Origin of the sequence: Candidatus Pelagisphaera phototrophica (assembly GCF_014529625.1) — a bacterium.
GTDB classification, from domain to species: Bacteria; Verrucomicrobiota; Verrucomicrobiia; order Opitutales; family Opitutaceae; genus Pelagisphaera; species Pelagisphaera phototrophica.
Genome location: NZ_CP076039.1, coordinates 3,384,239 through 3,407,119, shown reverse-complemented (window position 1 = coordinate 3,407,119; position 22,881 = coordinate 3,384,239). Strand labels below are relative to the sequence as shown.

The following is a 22,881-nucleotide window of genomic DNA, read 5'->3' as shown; positions in this document are numbered from 1 at the left end:
TTCAGGGCAAAATGAGTACAACTGACTCGTTTTGCCCTTTTTATTTACAACTACAGAATTTCATTATCAGGGTTAGCGATGGAAAATGAAGACATCGGTCTCAAGGTGCCGAACATCTTACTCCCGGCCAAGGGAGTCGACTTAAGTAAGTGGGCGGTGGTTGCCTGTGACCAATACACCTCGCAGCCGAAGTATTGGGAAAGCCTCAAAAACCTGGTGGAGGGGGGTCCCTCTACGTTGAACGCGGTCTTTCCAGAGGTTTATCTGGAAGTGGGTGATGGGCAGGAGCGTATTGAAAGCATCAATGGAACAATGGATGCCTACTTAGAAGAGGGTGTGCTAGAAGATTTGGGTCCTGGTTTTGTGCTGTTAGATCGTAGGACAAGCCATGTCGCATCCCGTAAGGGTCTCGTGGTTGCCTTGGATTTGGAGAAATACCACTACAAGGTTGGTTCGCAAAGCCTGATTAGGGCAACTGAGGGAACGATCGAGGATCGACTCCCGCCACGGGTCAAGATTCGCAAAAACGCCAAGATCGAGCTGCCTCACATTATGGTCCTCATTGACGATCCGGATCGGACGGTGATCGAGCCTCTTTTTGGAAAGGAGCTGGAATCTCTTTACGATTTTGAGCTCAACAGTGGAGGAGGGCACCTTAAAGGCTGGCGAGTGGATTCCAAAGAAGATATCGATTCGGTGTACGAGTCGTTGGGATTACTGAGCGAGCAAACTGTTTTCGACCAGAAGTATGGCGTATCGGGAAAAGGAGTGATGCTTTTTGCGATGGGAGACGGAAATCACTCCTTAGCCACGGCGAAGAATATTTGGGAAGACTTAAAATCTCAGGCGGACGATCCGTCTGACGTAATGGACCACCCTGCTCGTTACGCTCTAGTCGAACTAGTGAACGTACACGATGAAGGATTGGAATTCGAGCCGATCCATCGCGTAATTTTCAATATTGATATCGAAGATTTGCTGAAAGAGTTGGAGGCCTTTTTCAGCGAGGAAGGATCCTCCATGGCTTTGGAAAAATTCGAGACCTTCGAAGCCGTGCAGGACCGGATTGCGAACTTGGGCGAATCGGATGAAGAGCATCGAATTGCTTTTGTGGCGAGGTCGGGGTTTGGCCTCATTCGGCTGAGCAATCCAAAGCGAAATTTAGAAGTGGGTAGTCTACAGGCCTTCATCGACAAGTATGTCGAAGGCAAAGAATCCGTTTTGGATTATATTCATGGTGACGACGTAGTTATCGATCTTGGGTCCAAGCCCGGCAATATTGGCTTTTTTCTGCCGACGATCGGTAAAAGCGCTTTGTTTAAAACGGTGGTTCTGGACGGCGCTCTGCCGCGGAAGACCTTCTCTATGGGAGAGGCGGACGAGAAACGTTACTATCTCGAAGCCCGTCGGATACAGTAGCGTCGCACAATATAGGATTCCAGAAATCTCAATATGGGGCCATTAGCTAATTGGATCGCAGCATCACGACCGAAGACGCTTCCGGCCGCAATTGCTCCGGTGTTGGTTGGTTCGGCGGAGGCCGCTCGCCAGAACGACATTGAGACTTGGCCTGTGTTTACTTGCCTCGTCTTTGCGTTGCTGATCCAAATAGCCACCAATATGGCGAACGACTATTTTGACTATATCCGAGGAGCGGATACAGAAGAAAGGATAGGACCGGAAAGGCTTGTTTCGAGTGGCAGAATCCTGCCCAAAGCGATGATTAGGGTAGCGGTTGGATTGTTTGCCCTAGCGTTTTTCGTAGGTCTTACCATGGTTAGCTACCGAGGCGGTGAAATGCTGATTGTTGGCATTCTTGCAATTGTATTTGGGTACGGTTATACTGGTGGTCCCTATCCGCTTGCATACCATGGTCTGGGTGACGTGTTTGTTGTGCTCTTTTTCGGAATCGTGGCAACGGTTGGAACCTATTACGTGATTGTGGGAGATGTTACGTCTTCTGCTTTTCTCTTGGGACTGCCTTTGGGGTTACTGGCCAACAACATTCTTGTTGTTAATAACTACCGGGACTTAGAAACGGATGAAACTGCGGGTAAGCGTACGCTCGCAGTGCGATTCGGTAGAAGTTTCGCGCGAAGACAGTATCTGTGGCAGCTTGTGGCTGCATTTCTCTGTGTTAGTATCTATCTGGGTATGACACAGAATTTTTGGGCAGCCCTTGTTTTCTTGATGATTCCAGTTGGAGCAGGATTGGTGGTTGCCTTACGAAAGACAGAAGGAGTCGCATTGAATCAGCTTTTGGGAAAAACCGCCAGATTGTTGCTTTTATTTAGTATTCTTCTAGCAGGAGGGATCTTTATTTCAGCCATTGGCAACTGAGATTCTCTACTAGCCTGTATACAAAAAAGCCTTCCTGAATTAGGAAGGCTTGAAATAGAAAACCTGGAAAAAACCGCTTATGCGTGAGCTTCGAGCTTAGCCTTGAGATCATCTTTTCCCACCATGCCGACAAACTGGTCGGCGAGTGAGCCGTTCTTGAACAATAGAAGCGTAGGGATTGCGCGAATATTGTACTCGGCTGCAATGGCGCTGTTCTCGTCGACATTAACCTTTGTGATTTGAACTTTTCCATCCAGCTCTCCTGAGAGTTCCTCTAGGATGGGAGCGATCGCCTTGCACGGTCCGCACCATGGCGCCCAAAAATCGACGAGTACCGGCACGGCAGCAGAGCTGATCGTGTCTTTAAAGTTCTGTTCGTTCAGTGTAGTGATTGCTGACATGGTATTATAGCGTTTTGAAAATCATTAAAGCAAAACTGATGGAAATGGCTGCGCACAACAAAGCGCGTAGTGCCGAAAGCTTACTTTTGCTGGCGTTATTTATGGAGTACTCCTCCAGCAATGTCAATGAGCTGCCATCGGATCCGCTTGAGAGCACAACCTCGTCGCTTCCTTCTTCGGTCTCAACGAATAGCGTTTCGTTTGCCTGGCTGTGATCTAGCGTGAGTTTACGCTCAGTCGTTTCGCTATTTGATGGTTGGTTTGGGTCGGACATATCGTATCAACCTTCTTTCGGGCCCTAGGCAGGACTGTTCTTCTGGATAAGATCCGAAAGGTGTTGGGGTTCAATAGTGCGGAGGGTCTCTCCCTTGTTCTTGATGTCCTCGAAGGTTTTAATGACGGTTTCGGTCATTCGTTCGTGGGTGTCCTGCGAACCTCCAACGATGGAAAACTCCTCGGCTTGAGTGATTCTTTTATGGCCGTCGTCGTTGTCTAATCCGAATCCTAAAAGGTGGGCACGCTGTACATCTTTATTTTGCACAGTTTTACACTGATTCAATTGGAGCTCGTTTCAAGCTCGTTTTCCAATCCGGCATCAGCCGATGTCTCGGACTGCGGTGATTGGACACGGTACACTTGGAAATCGGAGAAGGACTGGTTTTGGACAATTGTAAGTCGCTTTAGTCGAACCAGTTCAAGAATCGCGATGAAGGTGACCACGAGCAGTTTCAGGCTGCACTTACCCGGAAAAAGGGCAGAAAACTCGAAGGAGGGCTCGGATTCCATTTTCTCGATGAGCATCTCCATTTGATCCACCACAGTGAGAGCGTCGTCCTGGATCTCTCCTAAAATGAGCTTTTCCGAAAGCCTTCTCAGAACAATATTGTAAGAGTTCCAGACGGAAATCTTGTCCTCTGGCTTTAGAGGCCGAACCGGGCCTTCCGCCTTGCCCACAGCGCTGTAGTCTCGGGTGAGTCGCAGTGCGGCATGATCTGAAAGCTCATCAAGTTTGTCCGCTGCCTCTTTGAACTTCTTGTACTCGAGTAGCTGGTGAACAAGTTCCCAACGAGGATCTAGATTCTCATCATCATCGTCGTCAGAGACTGAACGCTGGTGTTTTGGCAAGAGGAGGCGGCTTTTGATCTCCATTAGTGTCGCCGCCATAACGAAGAAGTCACCGGCGATCTCCAGTTTCACCTCTTGGAGGCTGTTGAGCACATCCAGGTACTGATCGAGTACGATTTCGATTGGGATGTCGTAGATGTCGATCTCGTGCTTTCGGATTAAGAAAAGCAAGAGGTCTAGGGGACCTTCAAAAACGGACAACTTTATTCTAGGATCAATCTCTGCGACCACGAAAATAGTTCAGTTTTGATCGAACCAAACTAGCAATGACAAAAGTCGAATTGTGAATAAGTTAGCGGATTGAGCGCTATTTCACTTATTTGTTCGCCGGAATACACCCGGCGAAGATGAGCGTTTGAAAGAAACGACGTAGAGGCCATCGCCATTAAAGTCCTTCGGGAAGACCGTAACGCCGCGTCCATTCTCGGAGAGTCCGAACTTACCGGCGATTGGGCTGTGTTCGAATTCGGAATGGTTTTCAAGGAATCGTCGGGCCACCTCTTGGTTCTCAAATCGGGAAAGCGAACAAGTGCAATAAACTAGTAGGCCGTTTGATTTCACAAGTGCCGCATGCTCGCTGAGCAAGGCAAACTGCTTTTCCGCTGCGTCCATGACATCCTTCTCGTTTGTCTGGCGCATCAGGTACGGGTGGCGGCGCCAGGTTCCAGAACCCGAGCAAGGAGCGTCGACAAGGACTCTATTGAAGCGTCTACCGGTCGGTAATTGCCTAACTACAGAAATATTGTGAAATCCCGCTCGCTTAGACCTTTGGATCAGTTCGTCCAGCGCTCTAGGGCGGGGATCGTAGGCGAACACTCGGCCTTTCGAGCCCACTAGCTGTGCCAATTGTAGTGATTTTCCACCTGCACCCGCGCAGGCGTCGAACCAATCCCCAGTGGGTTCGGGATCGATGAGGTGAAGTAGTATTTGAGAACTGATATCCTGTATCTCAATATTTCCATTCTTATAGTCGTCACAGTTTTGGACCGGAAAGTCGGGAGGGCAGCGAATCGCATCAGGAACTGTTTCGTGCACGGTAGGATGTTGAGCACTTTGGGGAAGCCCGTCACTCAGATGGGTCGCGATGGACTCGCGGTCTCCCTTTTGTACGCGTATCCAAAGGGGAGGACGGGAAAACAGAGCAAGTAAATCTTCGACGTCGAGTTCACGGAACAAGTGCCTTGAAAACCAGCTTGGAATGAGCGAGGAGAGTTCATTGTCGGACCTTCCAATGATTCGATGACGAGCTGTTTCAGAGGACTCAACGGGTAAGGATGGGTCTATTGTAGAATACAGCTTTGCAATATCTGGAGTTGAGGTAGCCAACGATATCAGTGTATCCATAAATTCGTTCGCTGAATCCGCTAGAGCTTCCAGCCAAGGCTGATACCTTAGGTAGGTGTAGATCAACTCGCGGTACAATCTCCGGTCTCTCGAACCGAATTGGCTGCGATCTCTAAAATACCGATTGAGGTTTCGAGGAAAATTCTTTCCTAGGTTTTGCAGGGCCGGAAGCGTTTGAATGAGTTCGAACAGTATCCGTCGCTGATTAGCGGAACGGCGGGTTTGGATATCGTTATGGTCCATCCGGTCCCGGTATTGTCACTGGTTTTAGCAACTTATTCGTCGAAAAGGTCGATTCCGATACGCACTCCAAAATCACTCTCCCGACGGTTTCCTTCGTAGAATCGCAGTTCGTATTTGATTCCGTATTTTTCCAGGGCACGCTGCATAAATCCAATGCGCTGCTCGTAGTAGGTATCCGATTTCTGGTCGAATTTTGCGACGGCATACAATTTTAAATTCTCGTTTAGGCTGTATTCGCAGAAAGCAAAATATTGTTCGATATGGCTCCTTAGAAAGTGGTTTCCGAATCCGACCTTCCAATAGCCGGGATCCGTAATGGCGACGCTTGTATTCAATTCCCGGGTAAAGCTGTCTTCGATGCTGTACCGGGAAAAAAAGTCTAGCTCAAGCCAGGGAGCTGGGGTGATTTCAATGTCGGACACAAAGTCGGAGAAATCCTTTCCTTGGTTGAAGTCGTCCACAAGGTAGTCGATCGCAAAATCGAGTCTTGCTAGGTCGCGAGAGCCGTATTCCTCGTCTTTGGTCTGGATCCGATTGCGAAATTCTACCCGCGTTATTTGGTGTTCACCGATGGAGTCGATATCTCGGCGATCCTCCAGATCGATCGGAGTCAAGTAATTGGAAAAGGCTGGGATGTCAAAAGTGGCATTCGCAGTATTGCTATCGAGATCTGGGGCGTAGCGGTAGGAAATGACGGGTTCGAAAATATGCCGAATACCGTCGATATTCCAGACCTCGTTCTTGAATTCCCTTTGACTGTAGGCGGTGAATTTCAAATCGAATCCTAGATCACCATATCCACGTGTTCCCTCTTTCATTGATGGCCGTGGAAGAGCATGCGTGTAGTCGTCGAAAATCGATAGGGGCGTCAGGCGATAGGGAGAGAATAGACCAAAGTCACTGGCCTCGGTCCCTACCATGTTGTCAAAGTAGTGAATCGCTTTGACCCCAGCTTTTGTGGTTAGAGTGACCCCTGATTTTAGCGGTCGAGTGTGTCGAAAGCCGTAATAAGCGTCTACCCGGTCGGCTCCGCTCTTAATCGGGAACTCACTGAGCCTGTCGTTGCGGAGTTTGGCGAAGGAAATGCTACCGCTGTGGGTGAGCCCTTTGGCAATTTGAGTTGGGAAGAAGTCGAATCTCAGTTCGGGAAGTCTCTCCGTGAAGTTCTGGAAATGGTTGGGGCTGATCCTTGAAAAGAGGGTCGTCTGCCAGTTTTCACCGCTGTAGTTAGCTTCTATATACGTGTCAGGGTCTTGCATCTCGTCAAACGAGTCTTCGTTGAATTCTCTAGTGACCTCGCTGTCAGACCACCATCGTCCATAGGCAGTCAATGCTCCGCGTTCGCCCCAGTTTTGGTTGTGTTGCCACTCGGCGAAAAAGCGTTCATCATCAATTGGATTCCCTGTTATTAGATCAGGAGCGATTTCCTCGAGCGAATCGTCAATGAATCCAGAAGTAAACGATCCGAAACTCGTGTTTTCACTTTCGCCAAAGTTGTATTCGAAAGCGGGTCCTGCAAGAATTCCCCGTTTAGTCGTTAAAGCCAGGTTGCCCCCCGCTCGAAAGTTGGAATTGATCGGGACCCGCGCTTCACCTCCGATGGAACCTCCAATATGGCCCGAGTAGTCGAGATTCGCATTGAAAATATTTCGTTCCGCATCGATCGGCTGGGATACGTTGGGGATGATGAAAAAAGGAACGACCCCAAGCTTGAATGAGATGCGTTTTCCCTGGATTTCCTTTTGATCCACGATCGCAATCTCATTGGCCCTTGCTTTAAACAAGTAAGTGCCAGGTTCACCTGGATGGAAGTTGATATTCTCAAATTTGAAGTTGTTTGGATTTCCAACCAGCAAGCTGCCGGAGACGAAGTACTTTCCATTTCCGACCCGAAAGTTTTCTGCGCGGGCCTGCTGATCGTTCAAACTGTAGTCGAGAAGATCGGCGACGAGCCGAATGTCGTAACGGGTAAATATGACGTTTCCGGTCGCGATGGCCCGATTTGTTTGGCGATTGAGCCGAATTTCATCCGCTGAAACGAGCCAGTCGCCGTAGGAAAGCTGGGCGTTCTCTGATGCAACTAGGTCCCCGGTATTCGTATCAATGACGATCGGAGTGCTTAGTGTAGCGTCGAATCCTTCAGATTGAGCAAGCGCTGTGACACAAAAAGCGGAAAGAATTAGACCTGTCGCGACAAGGCGCCAAGCGTTGTGATTCAGGATTCTGGCCATGGTCTTTGGAAGGATTAGAGGCGGGGTCTTGACGACGCAAGGCTGATAATTGGAAGGGAATTGATTTGAACGCTTGCTCAGGAATAAGTTGAGCCGGACAAGGAAATTGTCGCTAGCATTGCAACTTATTGTCTTGAGTCAGTGGTGTAGGGGTGCCATCGGAAACTAAAATCGTCCTCAACTATAGTCTGCGGGCAGGGACAATCGCCCATGATCATTGCTAAAAAAGAACTCGAAGCCTTTCGGAAAGCCCAGATGAGCACACCCCATGGGACGCTTGGAATGCATCCTGCCAAAGTTAAAGGGAAGCCAGGCCTCGTGGTGCGGGCTTTTGTGAGTGACGCTAAGAGTTGCGAAGTGGTCGACATCGAGAATGAGGCCCTGATCTGCTACCCAATGGAGCGATTGAGCGAGGACGGATTTTTTGAAGGGTTCATCGAGGGTAGCGACGAAGTTTTCGAATATCGCTTGAGAGTGGAGACGAGCGATTTGGAGATTCGCCAATTTTATGATCCCTACTCCTTTCTGCCGACGATGGGCGAATCGGACCTCTATTTATTTAACGAGGGCAACGAGCACCGAATTTTCGAAAAGCTAGGGTCTCGGCCGAGATTGGTTGATGGGGTTCCTGGAGTTAGCTTTGCCGTGTGGGCGCCAAATGCGACTAGCGTTTCAGTTGTGGGGAGCTTCAATAACTGGGATGGACGCTACCACCCCATGCGGATTTTGGGCTCCAGTGGGGTTTGGGAACTCTTCATTCCCGGTTTGCGGGTCGGTGAGATGTACAAGTACGAACTGGTTGGTAAGGGAGGAGGACTCTTCCTAAAAACGGATCCGTACGGCGCCTACTTTGAGGCACCGCCGAATAATGCCACCATCGTTTATGATCACGGCAAATATGAATGGGGTGACAAAGAGTGGCTCGGTGAACGCCAGTCAAGGCAAGCCCTGGACAAACCCATGTCGGTTTATGAAGTCCATTTGGGTTCGTGGAAGCGTAGATGGGAAGAGGATAACCGACCGTTAACTTATGAGGAGCTCGCCAAGGAATTGGCTGAATATATTCTAGAACGAGGCTTTACCCATATTGAACTGATGCCCGTTGCGGAGCATCCCTATGACGGAAGCTGGGGGTATCAAGTTACTGGTTATTTCGCTCCGACGCAGCGATTTGGCACACCAGACGACTTCAAGGCGTTTATCGACTATATGCACCAGCGAGGGATCGGGGTTATAGTGGATTGGGTTCCCGCTCACTTTCCGAGAGACACTTTCGCTTTAGCAACCTTTGATGGAACCCATCTTTACGAGCACGAGGACCCGCGCCTTGGGGCTCACCAGGACTGGGGGACATTGATTTTTAACTACGGACGCCATGAAGTGCGATGCTTTCTCGTGTCTAACGCTTTAGCTTGGCTAGAATACTTTCATATAGACGGGCTCCGGGTCGACGCAGTTGCCTCTATGCTCTATCTCGACTATTCTAGAGAGGAAGGAGAGTGGATCCCGAATAAGTATGGCGGTAATGAAAATTTGGAGGCGATTGCTTTCATTAAGGAAGCGAACAACCTGGTCCATAAATACCATCCGGGGGTCTTGATGATCGCGGAAGAGTCGACGTCCTTCGCAGGTGTAACAAAATCGACGGAAGAAGGTGGCCTGGGGTTTGATCTTAAGTGGAATATGGGCTGGATGCACGATAATCTGCTTTATTTTGAAAAAGACCCTATCCATCGAAAGTATCATCAAGGAAATCTTACCTTTGGCATGCTTTATCAGTATGCCGAAAACTTCATTATGGTTTTCTCGCATGACGAGGTCACCCACGGGAAAAAGTCGATGCTGCTAAAGATGGGGGCAGGTTCAATAGCGGAGAAGTCTCAGACACTTCGGGCGCTTTACGGCCACATGTGGGCCTATCCGGGAAAGAAGCTGCTGTTTATGGGTTCGGAGTTTGGGCAGTCCGAAGAATGGAACTATGCAGGCAGCCTCCAATGGCATCTGTTCAAGTACAAAGACCATTCGGGGATCTCGGATCTGATTCGGGACTTGAACAAGCTTTACCGAAGCGAGCCAGCGTTGGCTGAAACCGATTTTGACTCAAACAGCTTTCGATGGGTCGCTTGCTGGGATTCCGAGGCGAGCGTGATCAGCTATTCGCGAACCGCTCCTGACGGGCACAACATGGTCCTGGTTGTAGCCCACTTTACGCCTATCGAGCGTACGAATTATCGGATTGGGCTGCCGCGTCCCGGCTTTTGGAGAGAGATTCTAAACACAAACTCCAGCTTTTATGGAGGAAGCAATTCGGGTAACGGCTCTGGATTAGCGTCGGAAGCTGATCCGTTTGACGAGCTTCCCCAGTCGGCAGAATTCACGCTCCCTCCCTGCTCAACAATGATATTCAAGTTGGAAGGCTAAGTCGCCTTTGCATTCAATCGAGAAAAGGGCTGGCGTCTTGTTTTCCAGTAGCTCGGTCTTTACCTTGGTAATCCCTGAATCGAGAATTTTCTCGAAACGATGCATTTGCAGAGAAATCGATTGTTGGACGATTGAGTTAGAACCTCCACTACGGTCAATCAGACCAATTTCTAAGGGACCGCGTCTAGCGATCGGCACCTCTTTTAATTCCTCAGCTCGCGACGTTTGGTTACCTTGCCTTGAAGAGGGCTCTCCCAGTTATCTACAATTTTAGAAGTGGGATGTTGTAATTCGCGTTCCCATTTCGTCTCAATCGATTTTAGTTTTTGATGTAGATTAATATTTCTCCTGGCAAAAAGAATACACTCCGTTTACATTCTGAGATGATAGTCTTAAGCGTATGAGGGTTCAATGAACGCCGCTTCGGATTGAAGCTGAGGTAACGGAACTCAATTTTATTTAAGTTATTATAAACCAATAGGATAGAAACTCCTAGCGAAGCTGGTTCAGAGGATGTTCACTCCCATTCGGACCGTCGGAGAGGCTGTACTAGCTGAACAGGTTCAACTGGTCGTCGTTTTGCTCGACGCGTATTTTTTTGTGCGGCTTTGCTCTTGGCATAGGTGAAATCACGGCTACTATCGCATCTTCGGATTCAAGCTTTTGCAGGATTTCCTTAGCCCGATCGATTACCGGTTGGGGAAGCCCTGCGAGTCGGGCTACTTGGATGCCGTAGCTTCTGTCAGCAGCTCCTTTTACGACCTGCCGAACGAACACGATGTCGTCATTCCACTCTTTCACAGCGACCGAGAAATTCTCGAGTCTACCCAGATGGGTCTCCAGTTGGGTTAGCTCTTGGTAATGGGTCGCAAAGAGCGTTTTGGGTCCTGCATCCAATTCGCGATGCAGATGCTCCACCACAGACCAAGCGATACTGAGGCCATCATAGGTGCTCGTGCCGCGGCCAATTTCGTCCAGTATGATGAGGCTGTGTCGCGTAGCGTTATTGAGAATGTTAGCCGTCTCGTTCATCTCTACCATGAAGGTAGAGTTTCCGCGGGCGAGATCGTCGCTCGCCCCGACGCGCGAGAAAATTCTGTCGACCAGTCCGATCTTTGCGGAAGTAGCGGGAGTCCAGCATCCGACTTGGGCGAGGAGAGTAATGAGAGCCACTTGCCGAATAAAGGTGCTTTTCCCCGCCATGTTCGGCCCTGTGATCAAATGTATCTGACTTTCGGATGCGCTGAGTTGTGAATCATTGGGAACGAATGCCTGGCTGCTTGCGAGTCCCGATGCATTTTGTTTAAGCATTTGCTCCACGACGGGGTGGCGGCCTTGCAAGATTTCAATCGTATCGGACTCGTCGAGCTCGGGCTTGCAGTAGTTCCACAGGCGAGCGATCTCAGCCCATCCGCAAAACACGTCGAGTTCGGCCAACGCGGAGGCTGTTTGGATTAGCGGCCCAGATTCTTCGAGTACGGCAGCGACTAAACCGGCGAAAAGCTCTTCCTCTCTTCGTTTACTGTTTTCTTCTGCGTGGAATATTTCCTTCTCCTTCTGCTTTAAACTCTCGGTGACGTACCGCTCACCGTTGACCATTGTTTGTTTGCGTATGTAGTCGTCGGGTACGAGGGTGAGATTTGACTTGGAGATTTCGATGAAATAGCCGAACGCGTTGTTGAACTTGATTCTCAAGTTCTTGATTCCCGTGCGTTCTCTTTCCTCGGCCTCAAGGTTTGACAACCATAGTTTGTTGTCCGTGGTCAGTGAAAGCATGCCATCGAGGGTATCGTCGTAGCCTTTGGCAATGTACCCCCCACCGGAGAGATTGTTGGGCAGTTCCTCTTTGAGTCCCTTGTTGAGAAGCTCAGCCAAGTGGGGAAGGGTGTTGAGTTGGGAGGATATAGAGTCGATTGGAGTTCCCGTAAACGGAGCTAGTGTATCGAGGATTCCTGGTAACTGGTTGAGGGTGTCCCGAATGCCGCCGAGCTCACGCGGATTGCGAAGCCGGTTCTGCAGGCGACCCAAGATGCGCTTGATGTCGCGAACGGACTTCAAAAGGTCCTGGATTTCCTTTACGGCCAGCGGGGATTTCACGAACTGCTCCACACTGTCCTGCCGGCGTCGTAGCTCGTCTAGTCGTCGGTCAGGGGAAATGAGCCATTGCTCGAGCTGACGGGAACCGGATGCAGTGGTCGTTTTATTGATGGACTGAAGGAGGCTACCCTCGCGGGTTCCACGGGTTGATTTGAAGATTTCGAGATTTCGCAGGGTGGCGGGATCTAGAAGCAGGGAGGCTGCATAACTGTATTCGCGAATGGAAGACAGGTTGGCTGGCTTTGCCCGCAGATTCTCTGTCACATAATGAAGCACTGCACCGGCACATCCCAACGCAGGATGGTCCTTGTCGATTCCAAAGCCCTCTAGATTGATAACTCCAAGTGTGTCCATTACGGATTGGACTCCGGCGTCGATATTGAAGTGGTATCCAGGAAGCTCGGTGACGGATCGGGTCGCTAGGAAGTGAGTGAGTTCATCGTGAGTAGAGCCATCATGGGCCATGGCTCTCCAGCGATTTTCCTCGCCTTCCATGACAAGCATTTCAGCCGGATCGATCGACGTTAGCACGGGCATGAGGTCATCGACCGATTTACCGGTGGCGATTTGGAATTCGGCTGTGGACAGGTCGAGCCAGCAGAGGGACGCGCCCGACTTTTCCAGCTCGAATGCGGCCAGGTAGTGGTTTCGACTCGATTCGATCTGGTTGTCTTCGATTGTGGTGCCAGGTGTGAGGATTCGAGTCAGCGAGCGTTTGACGAGTTTTCCCGGTTGGGGAGTTTCCACCTGATCGCATATGGCCACTTTCTTTCCGGCCTGGAGAGCTTTTCCGATATACTGCTCCGCGGCGTGGTAGGGAATACCCGCCATGAAGTAGTCGCTCCGTTTGGTCAGAGTGATTCCCAGCAGTTGGGACCCGATTTCTGCGTCCTCGTGAAACATTTCGTAGAAGTCACCGAGACGAAACAGGAGCAGCGTGTTCGAGGGCAGGTTACGCTTAACCTCGAAATACTGCTGCATCATGGGAGTTATCTTGCCTTTAGCCATATTCTGACGAGCGGAGGGAAACTTTGTAAGCAATCTCTGGCTCTATCCGGTCGCAAGAAAAAAGGCGGATAGTTCGAGCATAGTTTTACGACCAAGCGGAGTGGCACTTGCCTCTGATGGCTGTCTTCTTGACTCATTGAGATTGGCGCCAATGACTTGGTCCGCTTATTGTGCTATGATTCTATTCCATCGTGAGTTTGGAGACTCGACTAAATCGCCCCTCCTGGTGCTGCATGGTTTGCTGGGCTCCTCTCGAAATTGGCAGGGTGCAGGTTCGGATTTAGGGAAGTATTTTCATGTTCATTGTTTGGATTTGAGAAATCACGGAAAGTCGTCGCACGCATTTCCGCATTCCTACGATGCGATGAGAGATGACGTTATTGAGTGGATGAAGGGTCGAGGGATCGAAAGCGGTCATTTGCTCGGGCATTCCATGGGTGGGAAACTGGCTATGAAGATTGCCTGTGAAAATCCAGAAAGAGTGCGACGCCTTGTGCTTGTAGACATAGTGCCAAAGCGGTATCCGGGATCCCAAGACTCGGAATATGACGCAATGAATGCGATTGACCTCGAGAAACTGGGTTCGCGCAAAGAGGCGGACGAGCTACTTGAGAAAGCCGTTCCTGATTGGGGGAAACGGCAATTCCTGCTCACCAATTTGTCTCGGAGAAAGGATGGTCCCGGTTTCTGCTGGGTGGTCAATATTAAAGCTCTAGAGGCGAATCAGCGAGAGATTGAAGGATCGCCCTTAGGGCCGGAGGATCGGTTCGAAGGTGAAACGATTTTTCTAATGGGGGGGGAGTCGAAATACTCGGAGCCATCAGACTATCCGGGATTGAATCGATATTTTCCCAATAGCGTTGTCGAAGTGATGGAGGAGAGTGGGCATAATCCTCATTTCGAGTTTCGAGAGGACTTCGTTTCGCGAGTTGCCAAATTCCTAGATGGAGGCGACACTGGCATCTGATGGAATTTCTGGTGCTCAAAGTCTTGCTGTTTGTTTTTGCGCTCTTGGATGGGATATACTTGGGGGTCTTGGTTCATGAGCTCGGGCATGCATTGGTGGCGCTTAGTTTGACAGGTCAGTCGGTGAAGCTGAAAGTCGGTCTTAGTAAGCAGCCCGTTAAGCTAGATTGGGGGCGGATGTCGATTGAGCTAGGCATAGTGGGTTTTCAATATGGTTCGACCACCTACGATCGGTCTCAGGAGACTTCGAAAACTCAACGCTGGATCGTTGCGGGGGGTCCTCTCGCTTCCCTATTTGTTACCGCGAGTCTAGGTATGAGCTTGTTTAGATTTGAGGTTTGGAGTTGGATATGGATTGCACTCCTAGGGTTTTTTGTCGCCAATTTTAGGATACTGATTACCGCTTTGTGGCCTATGGAATACAGAAGTCCACAGAAGCCGGAAGAAGTGTGGCAAAGTGATAGCCTTGATTTCTGGCGAATGGGAAAACGGTAGCGCGAAGCCGTCCCGTTTTTAGTAGTCGACGAGGTCGGCCACCTTGACCTCGAACAATGCCCGGTCCTCGTTGGCAATGATGAGGGTTTCCTGGTCGTCCCAGCAAATCGCTTCGCATTGTCCTGCGCTGATACGCAGGGTAGTTGCGATTCCCTCCAGGTAGTTGCGAGAGTTCTCGGGACGCTCAAACACCCACACGCTCGAAGTCGTGAGGACCGCGAGCCTTTGTCCATCGGGAGTGGCGTCTGCTCCAGTGACTCGAGGACCGATGTCGAACTCTCCCACAAGTTTGGGGCGGTTAATTTTATCCGTTTTAAGTGATTCAAAGCAGTAGAGCCTTGTAGTGGTGTCACCGAGGCTCTTGGTTAGGAGAAACAATTCCTCCTGAGCCCAAAAAATCGCTTCGCAATCATAGATCCGGCGCCTGGGAGGAAACTCCGTTTGCTCAGGATACTCGAATCGATAGGTGGTTCCCTTGATTCGAGTACCGACTTTTGGTTTGAGGGGCTCCTCAAGAAAATGTATGGCGAGGTCGCGCCGCGTGTTTAGAAAGTTTCCAAAGTCACCCAAGTAAAGATTGCCTGAGTTGTCAGTGGCGACGTCCTCCCAGTCGATATTGGTAAGTCCAGTCGGGAATGCTGCGACAAGCGAGCCGTCTTTTAGGATCGCGAAAATTCGCGACCCGCTCGATGAATCATTGTGAACCCAGTAGATGTCGTTGGTCTGGCGGCTCTTGGCAATTCCGCTACACTCCCGAATCCCTATTCCAGAGATTCTTGCGTAGGGTTCGAGTTTCGCTGCTTCGGAAGTCCAAGAGAAACTCAGCGCCCAGACCGAACACAGCAGCGCAATAGAGATCCTGATGGACCTTTTGGTAGGGTGTTTGGTCGTTGTTTCGAACGGAATTGAAAGCATTTAATAGTAGAAAGACCGTTTCCGATTGCTTCCTCAAGGCAATGAATTACTAAGAATGCGGTTTTGACCTTTCCACATCGTTTGATCGGCTGGCCGCAAGATTAGTTCCAAAAGGGAACTATGTTCTGCCGCTGGATTCCCGAGCCCGATCGCGGAAAGGGCGGGCAGATAATTTGATATGAGTGATTCACAGCAGCAGAACAGTCAATTCACCGTGCTGATCGTTGATGACGACGATGAGATTCGATACTCTTTGGGACGCGTCCTGGGAAGTCGAGGTTATCGGATTGATACCGCTTCGAGCGGAGAGGCAGGAATCGAAAAAGTAAGGAACGGACCAACTCCCGACTTGATCTTCATGGATATTCGGATGGGTGGCATCACGGGTCTGGAAACCCTGCAGCACATGCGTTCAATCAATTCGAATTTGCAAATAATCCTCATGACGGCATATGGAACTGCGCAAACGGCTATTGAGGCAATGAAATTTGGAGCCCACGACTATGTAATGAAGCCGTTTGATCCGGAGAAGGTTTTGAGTCTAACGGCCTCGGCGATCAACGCTACGAGAGATTTGAAGTCAGCCTCTAAGCCCAGCAAAAAGGTAAATAGCGAGGATTACAAAGAAGGCATTGTGGGAAACTCCGTCGCGATGCAGGAGGTATTCAAAATTATCGGTCAGGTAGCGGCTAGCGATGCCACGGTTTTGGTTACTGGCGAAAGTGGTACTGGGAAGGAGCTGATCGCGTATTGCGTCAACCAGCACAGCCTTCGATCAGGTGGCCCCTTCACGGCAGTTAATTGCGCGGCGATTCCTGATAATCTGATCGAGAGCGAATTGTTTGGGCATGAGAAAGGAAGCTTTACTGGGGCGACGGCTCAGCGAATTGGCAAGTTTGAGCATTGCGACCGGGGAACGATATTCCTGGATGAAATCGGAGACATGGCTCTGGCAACCCAGACTAAGATTCTAAGAGTTCTCCAGGATGGCGAAATTCAGAGGGTCGGGGGTTCCGAAACTATCAAGGTCAATGTGCGTGTGATCGCGGCCACCAACAAGGACCTGGAGAAAATGGTCGAAGAGAAAGAGTTTCGAGAAGATCTATATTACCGGCTGAATGTATTTAGAATTCGGGTACCTTCTTTGAGGGAGCGCATCGAGGATATTCCTGATATCGTTGACTACATGCTGCAGAAGCTCGTCAAAGAGAGAAAGGCGAAAGCGACTCGCCTGTCAGACGAAGCCATGGCGACCCTAGTTCGATATCCGTGGCCAGGTAATGTTCGAGAATTGGGTAACGTTGTCTACCACAGCGCGGTTGTCGCCCAGGGAGACCTCATCCTGATGAAGGACTTCCCGGACACATTGAGTAAGCCCGAAGGGGCGCCAGTTACTGCCCCCGAGCCGCTTCCGGCTGAAGATCTGGTCACCGCGAATCGTGAGCCCGTAGTTTCGGGCGTGCCTGAGCCCGTGATCGATCCACCGGAAACTGGGCTTATTAGGGGCGATACGCTCCAGTCAATTCTCGACACGATTTATGAAACGGTTAAAGAGCGGGAGGGTAAGCGCATCCTTTCCCACATCGAAAAGCAGATGATTCAGCGGGCGGTTTCGGATACCGGCGGAAATCAGGCTCGCGCGGCAGAAATCCTCGGGATTACTCGGAACACGCTCAAAAAGCGTCTCGACGAGTACGCCTCGGAGGTAGGCTGAGCCGTCCGAGGGAAGGGGCCATTTTATGGGTTTGACTCGTTATTAAATTGTAAAGGCTTGCAGAAATCGCGAAAATGGGATGCGAAATCGAGGTATGAATATTGCGTTAATGTTTTCCGGACAAGGCGCCCACAAGGTTGGCATGGGCAAGGACTTGAGTGAGAATAGTCCCCTTGCACGCGAGATTTACGACCGTGCGGACCAACTGCTAGGTTGGAAATTGTCGGACTTCAGCTTTGAAGGACCCGAGGAGATGCTTACCAAGACAGGCATCTGCCAGCCAGCCCTCTTTACGCATGGCTACGTAGTTTACAAGCTCCTGGAGGAGAAAGGCTTTCTCAGTGACGCCACCATAGCGATGGGGTTGAGTCTCGGAGAAGTTACCGCCCTTGCCGCCGCCGGGGTGTACGATTTTGATACGGGTCTAAAGATTGTGGCCGAGCGGGGCCGTCTCATGCAGGAAGCTTGTGAGGCGAGCGACGGTTCGATGGCTGCAATTATCGGTGTCGATCGCGAAACGGTTACCGCATTCTGTGAAGCGCACGATGTGGAGATTGCGAACTTGAATTGCCCTGGCCAGATCGTCATATCTGGCGGAACTGCAAAAATTGAAGCCGCTGTCGAGGCAGGAAAAAACAACGGATTTCGGCGGATCATGATATTGAATGTCGCCGGTGCTTACCACAGTCGGCTCATGCGCCCTGCCTACGAGCCCTTTAAAAATTTCCTCGCGGATATCGAGCTTTCAGAACCCAAGTATACCGTCTTTTCAACCACAACGGGTGCCAAACTCTCGGATCCGGAAGACATACGCAAGTCGCTGGTTGCCGCTTTCGTTTCACCCGTTTACTGGGAAGACTGCATGGTGGCGGCTGCTGCCGACGGAGCGGACATGTTCTACGAGCTTGGTGTGAACGGCATTCTCAAAGGACAGCTGAAACGTACGAACAAGGATCTCCTCAGCGCTAGCTTTGAGACCTGGGAAGAAGTCTCAGCGATTTCAGTGGGCTGCTGAGTGTGCTGCGCTGATTTGTGCAGCCTCTCCATGAGGCGGACCAAATTCCTGGTCATTCGGCTCTTAAATCGTAGCAGATGAGCCGGGTGTTCGATCCGTCGACGCCTTTGTCATTCTGGCCGACATAGAGGAGACCTTTGCTTAGGGTGGGGAGGGACCAGGTTTGGCGGGCGAGAAAAAGATGGGTCCGGTCGAGCTCGCGGTAACCTGTGGGGTTGAGGTCGATCCAGGCGAGGTGTCCGTATTGACCCAATACAAGGCATCGCCCGTCGACAAGAAGGAAAGATGCCAAGGCGGGGGCTAGATTGTATTCCTTCTCTCGGCCATCGTTGGTCACCGGTGTAAACCATTCCGGTTCGGTTCGCCACATTTCCTCTCCGGTTTCGAGTTCGATGCAAACGATAGGAGCATTTTGAGGACCGTGCCCATCAATCCCATACAAGTAACCGTCCTTGTGAATAGCAGTCATGAAGTGGGTGTTGAGTATCTCGTTGGTCCAGATCGGGGAACAGGATCCATCTCTTTCGATGCCCAATAAGGCTCCGCCGGCTCCGTAGCATTCGGAAATGTAAACCTTGTTGTCGACGGCTACGGGTGACGAGGCGTTGACGGATTCGTAGCGATTCCCTCTCCAGGGGAAACGACTGTCAATATTCCCGTTTTCCGGGTTAATGACGAGGAGGCCACCCGTTGCGGGTCGACTCTCGCCTCCGGCGAAAACGAAGATGCGTCTTCCAGCAATTGTGTCAGCCGGAATAGGAGACGCGTAGCTGGGTCCCCATTCGCTTCCGGCACCCCACAGCATTGCACCAGTGTGTTTGTCGAAGGCGGCCACGCAGGGACCACCGGGTGCTCCGATGTTGACGATAACTCGACTGTCTTCGAGAAGTGGTGTCGCGGTCGCTCCAAAAAAATCTAGGGTGCGGCCAAACTCAGTTTTGAGATTTCGTTGCCAGAGCAATTGTCCCGTCTTCAGATCGAGGCAGCTGAGGATGGCTTCCACTCCATAGGTGTAGACGAATTCTCCGTCGCTGATGGGCTGGCATCGAGGCCCATTGCTAAATCCGTATCGGTCCTTGTACTGCGTGGGATAGGAGTACTTCCAGTGCCGTTGGCCCGTCTCGTTGTGTAGGCACTCAACCGTTTCCTCATTCCCGATCCGGTGAAATAGAATGACTCGATTTCCGATCACCGCTGGAGCGGCGTATCCCTCGCCCTTGGCGACCTCCCACACAATAGTAGGATCATTGTCTCCAAACGTTTTGAGCAAATGGGTTTCGCGAGAGATGGCGTTGTGAGTCGGGCCAATGAAATCCATCCAGTCTTCGGTGACGGCATCGGGCGAGAGGTGCTTTGGGGGTACGTAGAAGATGAGTCCCGGCTGAACTAATGGCTCGGGTGCGGGCCGTTTTTCGATCAGGTTGACGGTGGGAGGGGCCGGGTCCTCGAAGACCTGGGCCTTTACGCTCGGGTAATGAAGAATAAGAAGTAGAAAGAATCTAAAATAGAGGGAAGAGGAGGGGATCATATTGGGCTTTAATCGAATCAAACTAGGGTTGAGGGTCAACCTTTGCGAGGTTTACTTGGGTATGGTCGATTCGGCCTTGAGGTAAAGTTGCATAGCGACAGCAAATTTTTTGGTCGACGAGCGAAGCAACCATCGCGTGTGGATTTCCCTTTTTGCCAATACCTAATAATGGAGGATTCATTGCCTTGAGGAGAATCCTGACACCGAATGACCTAAGCGGTCGCGTTAGCTTCCTGTTCTGTGGATTGGTGATTGCTGGAATCGGCTACGCTCTCTACCGCAACGATAAAAAGGGTAAAGAACCGTCAATTGAAATTCAACCGAAGCTCTTGGCAACGAGTTCCTTGAGACGGTCAGGACTCGTGGCAGAAGACTTAGCCACGAACCCTGCTGCGTGGGCGAAGTGGACATCGGATTCGTCTTTGATTCGCGTGAAATCCATTTTTGGATGATCATTGTATCGAGAAAGACCGTACCCGTCTCCGCGACGATCCGGATAAATCATGGCATGAGCGGTTTGGGCAAGCCCTTGTTCTTCTATGAAGCGGGGTAAGCCCATGGAAGGCTCTTCCGGGAGCGGTTCGGTGCGCGGTAGGAATACGGCTTGAATAGAGGAGGAGCCATTTTCGATCGTCCAGGTCTCCGCGTTTGCCCCAATGAAATCGAGTCGCTCGCGCAGGGACGTCAAGTATTCGACGAGGTCATCACCAATCATTTTCATGACTTCCCAAAGCGTTTCTCCGGGAGTGTGAAGGGTTTTAGCGGCGAACCGCCGAAGCAGTGTGATATCGATGGGGGAACTGAGCTTTCCGATGATGTCTCGTTCGACGCCAAGCCAGCGAGCGGTTCCATTAGCACCGCGGCAGTCGAACCATTCAGCTGGCTCGAGCCAATCGCAAAAAGCGCGGGCATCGTCGTAGAGTGCGAGATGCTTAAGGACCAGAGATAGGGAGCAAGTGGGAATCGCGTCGCGGGGGAATTGATGGTGATCAAAGTTAGACTTTGAGGGATCGTCGTCGTCGCCCATGTCAACTACACAAACTGCTGGGTTATCCAGATCGGCTTTTTCGGGCTCACGGCGTTGAATCTCGACCGGATTCTGGGAAATGAGAACGCAGCATGCGAGGAATTCGTCTTTGTGGGCGCTGCCTGGATGAGTGAGGATGAATTCGGTCATAGTCGTGGAAAGGACGGGACCGTAGGGTTCCCTGAAGGAAGATCAATAGTGTTCGCTTATCTTTTGGTCGGGGTCAACTCGGATGGAGATTGGATCCTCGGACTCCCCAAATCCGCTAGTTGTAGGTCGGGTAAAAGGCGTGCGATCCAATGGTGGTAGTCTCGGCCATAGATTTAACCCAAGAAGGGCGGATATTAGCCCTCATGAAGTGGTCGGCTCCCTGAGTAACTTCGCGCCAGTTCTGAGTATAGAGTTCATCAACAATTTGCAGCACGGATCACCACACGCGGTCGTGCGAGGCCTTTTGTACGTGGCTAGGCGAATCCCTTCGACCCCGTTCGACCGGTAGTGGCCGTATTGAGGGCGCTGAATGCGTAGGGTTTTTTGACGACCCGCATAACCTAGGAGTGGTTTTTCGTCGGTCCGATTGAGGATAACGGAAGCAACGCCTCTCGTTCCCATTGCGTCCTGTTCAGCCGCCTCCAGTACGAGACATGCGGCTACGATCTGCTTTTCCCAAGAGCAAGGTTGGTAGGCGCTGGCAGCGGCTTGGCCAGAGCCAGCGACGAATAGAGCTGTGATAGCTAGAAAGGCGATTACTTTCATGATTCGATAAGTTGTTCGGTTGGATCCGGTTTTTTGCAGGGTGTCGTATTGCCTTTGATTTTAGCGTTCACCAAGACCCAAACCGGTCTTGTGCCCATGCTTCTTATGGCAGGTTATCTCTCAGGCGCCCCGATAGAAGAATATGGCCTATGGTATCGGCTTTGAGCGCATCTACTCGTTTTATCTTGTGAGAATTGAGGAGTGACAAATGAAGCGACTCTTGTTCAATGCAAACGATTCAAATCGGAAATATGCCTAGAAGTAACCCGTTAACGGGAAACCAAACTCCCGTCAAAAAAACGCCGTATTCGAGCGGAGAATGGAATTTGGTAGAATGCCTCGAAACAGGGATGGTGTTCTTGGAGAATCCACCGGAGTACTCACAGCTGGTTGAGGAGTTTGCATGGGAGAAAACCTTCGAGGAAGAGAGGATTCGGCGCCGTAAGAAAGAGCCGGTCGTCGCTTTTGCCAGTCATTTGAGTAAGTCCGTGCGCCAGAAGATGCAGAAGCGAGAGCGGATTGAGCGAGTGGCATTTAGCATTCTCATTCGACTCGTGAAAGAAAAAGGGATCAAGGACAGGATCACTATGATTGATGTGGGTTGCGGAACCGGGGAAAAGCTATGCAGCATCAGTAGCTATTTTCAGGAGCAAACGGGCATTTTTGTGAGCCCGGTCGGTATCGAAATATCCGCTGAGCTAGCGAGAGAGACTAACGAGAGATTGTCGCAGCTGGGTGGGCTTTGCGTTCACTCCTCAGCGTTCGAAGGGTTGAAGAGGTTGGAGGATGACAGTGCGGACCTAGTGATCTTTTGTTCCTATCTGGAGCATGAAGTAGAGCCGTTGGAAGTGTTGCGAACCGCTATCAGCAAATTGAAAAAGGGGGGGTACGTCATTATCAAAGTGCCCAACTTTGGCTGTTGGAACCGGTATATAAGACAGAAGAATTGGTGTGGTTTCAGGTATCCCGATCATGTGAACTACTTCACGCCACGAACTCTGACAAGGATGATCGAGACATCAGGGCTCAAGCTTTGGAGGATGAATCTTTATGACCGGCTGCCGACGAACGACAACGTTTGGGCGATCGCGAGGAGATAGTTTCCTAGTAAGTTGGCGGGTCATTTGTCCGCTCATTTTGATTTTTGCTCGACGATTTTTACGATGCTCTAAAATCGGCCGAAATTTGCGCTTTCGATTTGCCTCGGATTCCTAAATCGCAATCCTCTGCCTTCATTACGGTTTTAATCAATTCA

General features: G+C 50.7%; 20 protein-coding genes. 8 read left to right on the top strand and 12 right to left on the bottom strand.

Annotated features, from left to right (window positions below; all coding sequences use genetic code 11):
• Positions 1 to 78 precede the first annotated feature (78 nt).
• Positions 79 to 1,419 carry a DUF1015 domain-containing protein gene (locus tag GA004_RS14620; protein WP_283394617.1) on the top strand — a complete coding sequence of 447 codons (1,341 nt, stop codon included), beginning with the start codon at positions 79 to 81 and terminating at the stop codon, positions 1,417 to 1,419.
• 33 nt (positions 1,420 to 1,452) lie between these two features.
• Positions 1,453 to 2,340, top strand: coding sequence for a 1,4-dihydroxy-2-naphthoate polyprenyltransferase (locus GA004_RS14615; RefSeq protein WP_283394616.1), 888 nt, complete (start codon positions 1,453 to 1,455; stop codon positions 2,338 to 2,340).
• Between the two features lie 77 nt (positions 2,341 to 2,417).
• On the opposite strand, the gene trxA is transcribed toward GA004_RS14615, so the two are convergent.
• From trxA to GA004_RS14585, 6 genes are all read right to left on the bottom strand, one after another.
• Positions 2,418 to 2,741 (bottom strand): thioredoxin, encoded by a 324-nt coding sequence (gene trxA / locus GA004_RS14610; RefSeq protein ID WP_283394615.1) that lies wholly within the window; start codon positions 2,739 to 2,741, stop codon positions 2,418 to 2,420.
• A gap of 4 nt (positions 2,742 to 2,745) precedes the next feature.
• Positions 2,746 to 3,015 carry a hypothetical protein gene (locus GA004_RS14605; protein WP_283394614.1) on the bottom strand — a complete coding sequence of 90 codons (270 nt, stop codon included), beginning with the start codon at positions 3,013 to 3,015 and terminating at the stop codon, positions 2,746 to 2,748.
• A 24-nt stretch (positions 3,016 to 3,039) separates the two neighbouring features.
• The gene (locus GA004_RS14600) at positions 3,040 to 3,282 is read right to left on the bottom strand and encodes a hypothetical protein (RefSeq protein ID WP_283394613.1); all 243 of its coding nucleotides are present in this window, start codon (positions 3,280 to 3,282) and stop codon (positions 3,040 to 3,042) included.
• Positions 3,283 to 3,296: 14 nt separating this feature from the next.
• A complete protein-coding gene (locus GA004_RS14595) occupies positions 3,297 to 4,097 on the bottom strand; it encodes a segregation and condensation protein A (RefSeq protein ID WP_283394612.1) in 801 nt (266 codons plus the stop codon).
• Positions 4,098 to 4,178: 81 nt separating this feature from the next.
• A complete protein-coding gene (locus tag GA004_RS14590) occupies positions 4,179 to 5,453 on the bottom strand; it encodes an RsmB/NOP family class I SAM-dependent RNA methyltransferase (RefSeq protein ID WP_283394611.1) in 1,275 nt (424 codons plus the stop codon).
• A gap of 32 nt (positions 5,454 to 5,485) precedes the next feature.
• The gene (locus GA004_RS14585; RefSeq protein ID WP_283394610.1) at positions 5,486 to 7,684 is read right to left on the bottom strand and encodes an LptA/OstA family protein; all 2,199 of its coding nucleotides are present in this window, start codon (positions 7,682 to 7,684) and stop codon (positions 5,486 to 5,488) included.
• 210 nt (positions 7,685 to 7,894) lie between these two features.
• On the opposite strand from GA004_RS14585, the gene glgB reads away from it, so the two are divergent.
• Positions 7,895 to 10,105, top strand: coding sequence for a 1,4-alpha-glucan branching protein GlgB (glgB, locus tag GA004_RS14580; RefSeq protein ID WP_283394609.1), 2,211 nt, complete (start codon positions 7,895 to 7,897; stop codon positions 10,103 to 10,105).
• Positions 10,106 to 10,654: 549 nt separating this feature from the next.
• On the opposite strand, the gene mutS is transcribed toward glgB, so the two are convergent.
• Positions 10,655 to 13,210 carry a DNA mismatch repair protein MutS gene (mutS, locus tag GA004_RS14575; protein ID WP_283394608.1) on the bottom strand — a complete coding sequence of 852 codons (2,556 nt, stop codon included), beginning with the start codon at positions 13,208 to 13,210 and terminating at the stop codon, positions 10,655 to 10,657.
• Positions 13,211 to 13,385: 175 nt separating this feature from the next.
• On the opposite strand from mutS, the gene GA004_RS14570 reads away from it, so the two are divergent.
• Positions 13,386 to 14,177, top strand: a complete 792-nt coding sequence (locus GA004_RS14570) for an alpha/beta fold hydrolase (protein WP_283394607.1) — start codon at positions 13,386 to 13,388, stop codon at positions 14,175 to 14,177.
• On the top strand, positions 14,177 to 14,671 hold the full coding sequence (locus GA004_RS14565) for a M50 family metallopeptidase (protein ID WP_283394606.1): 495 nt from the start codon (positions 14,177 to 14,179) through the stop codon (positions 14,669 to 14,671). The genes GA004_RS14570 and GA004_RS14565 overlap by 1 nt, the downstream gene beginning before the upstream one ends.
• Positions 14,672 to 14,689: 18 nt before the next feature.
• Here the strand turns inward: GA004_RS14565 and GA004_RS14560 are convergent, their stop codons facing one another.
• Positions 14,690 to 15,586, bottom strand: coding sequence for a hypothetical protein (locus tag GA004_RS14560; protein ID WP_283394605.1), 897 nt, complete (start codon positions 15,584 to 15,586; stop codon positions 14,690 to 14,692).
• Between the two features lie 178 nt (positions 15,587 to 15,764).
• Here GA004_RS14560 and GA004_RS14555 point away from each other — a divergent pair, with 178 nt between their 5' ends.
• Both GA004_RS14555 and fabD read left to right on the top strand, forming a co-directional pair.
• Positions 15,765 to 17,300, top strand: a complete 1,536-nt coding sequence (locus tag GA004_RS14555; protein ID WP_283394604.1) for a sigma-54-dependent transcriptional regulator — start codon at positions 15,765 to 15,767, stop codon at positions 17,298 to 17,300.
• Positions 17,301 to 17,394: 94 nt separating this feature from the next.
• Entirely contained in the window at positions 17,395 to 18,315 is a 921-nt protein-coding gene (fabD, locus tag GA004_RS14550; RefSeq protein ID WP_283394603.1) for an ACP S-malonyltransferase, read from the top strand.
• Between the two features lie 52 nt (positions 18,316 to 18,367).
• On the opposite strand, the gene GA004_RS14545 is transcribed toward fabD, so the two are convergent.
• From GA004_RS14545 to GA004_RS14535, 4 genes are all read right to left on the bottom strand, one after another.
• On the bottom strand, positions 18,368 to 19,843 hold the full coding sequence (locus GA004_RS14545; protein ID WP_283394602.1) for a PQQ-binding-like beta-propeller repeat protein: 1,476 nt from the start codon (positions 19,841 to 19,843) through the stop codon (positions 18,368 to 18,370).
• Positions 19,844 to 20,159: 316 nt separating this feature from the next.
• Positions 20,160 to 21,020: an MYG1 family protein gene (locus GA004_RS14540; protein WP_283394601.1), complete on the bottom strand. Its 861-nt coding sequence runs from the start codon at positions 21,018 to 21,020 to the stop codon at positions 20,160 to 20,162.
• Positions 21,021 to 21,135: 115 nt separating this feature from the next.
• On the bottom strand, positions 21,136 to 21,294 hold the full coding sequence (locus tag GA004_RS18300) for a cell wall hydrolase (RefSeq protein ID WP_484484300.1): 159 nt from the start codon (positions 21,292 to 21,294) through the stop codon (positions 21,136 to 21,138).
• Positions 21,222 to 21,626: a hypothetical protein gene (locus tag GA004_RS14535; protein ID WP_283394600.1), complete on the bottom strand. Its 405-nt coding sequence runs from the start codon at positions 21,624 to 21,626 to the stop codon at positions 21,222 to 21,224. Before GA004_RS14535 ends, GA004_RS18300 begins: the two co-directional genes overlap by 73 nt.
• A 251-nt stretch (positions 21,627 to 21,877) precedes the next feature.
• Here GA004_RS14535 and GA004_RS14530 point away from each other — a divergent pair, with 251 nt between their 5' ends.
• Entirely contained in the window at positions 21,878 to 22,726 is an 849-nt protein-coding gene (locus GA004_RS14530) for a class I SAM-dependent methyltransferase (protein ID WP_283394599.1), read from the top strand.
• The last annotated feature ends 155 nt before the right edge of the window (positions 22,727 to 22,881 follow it).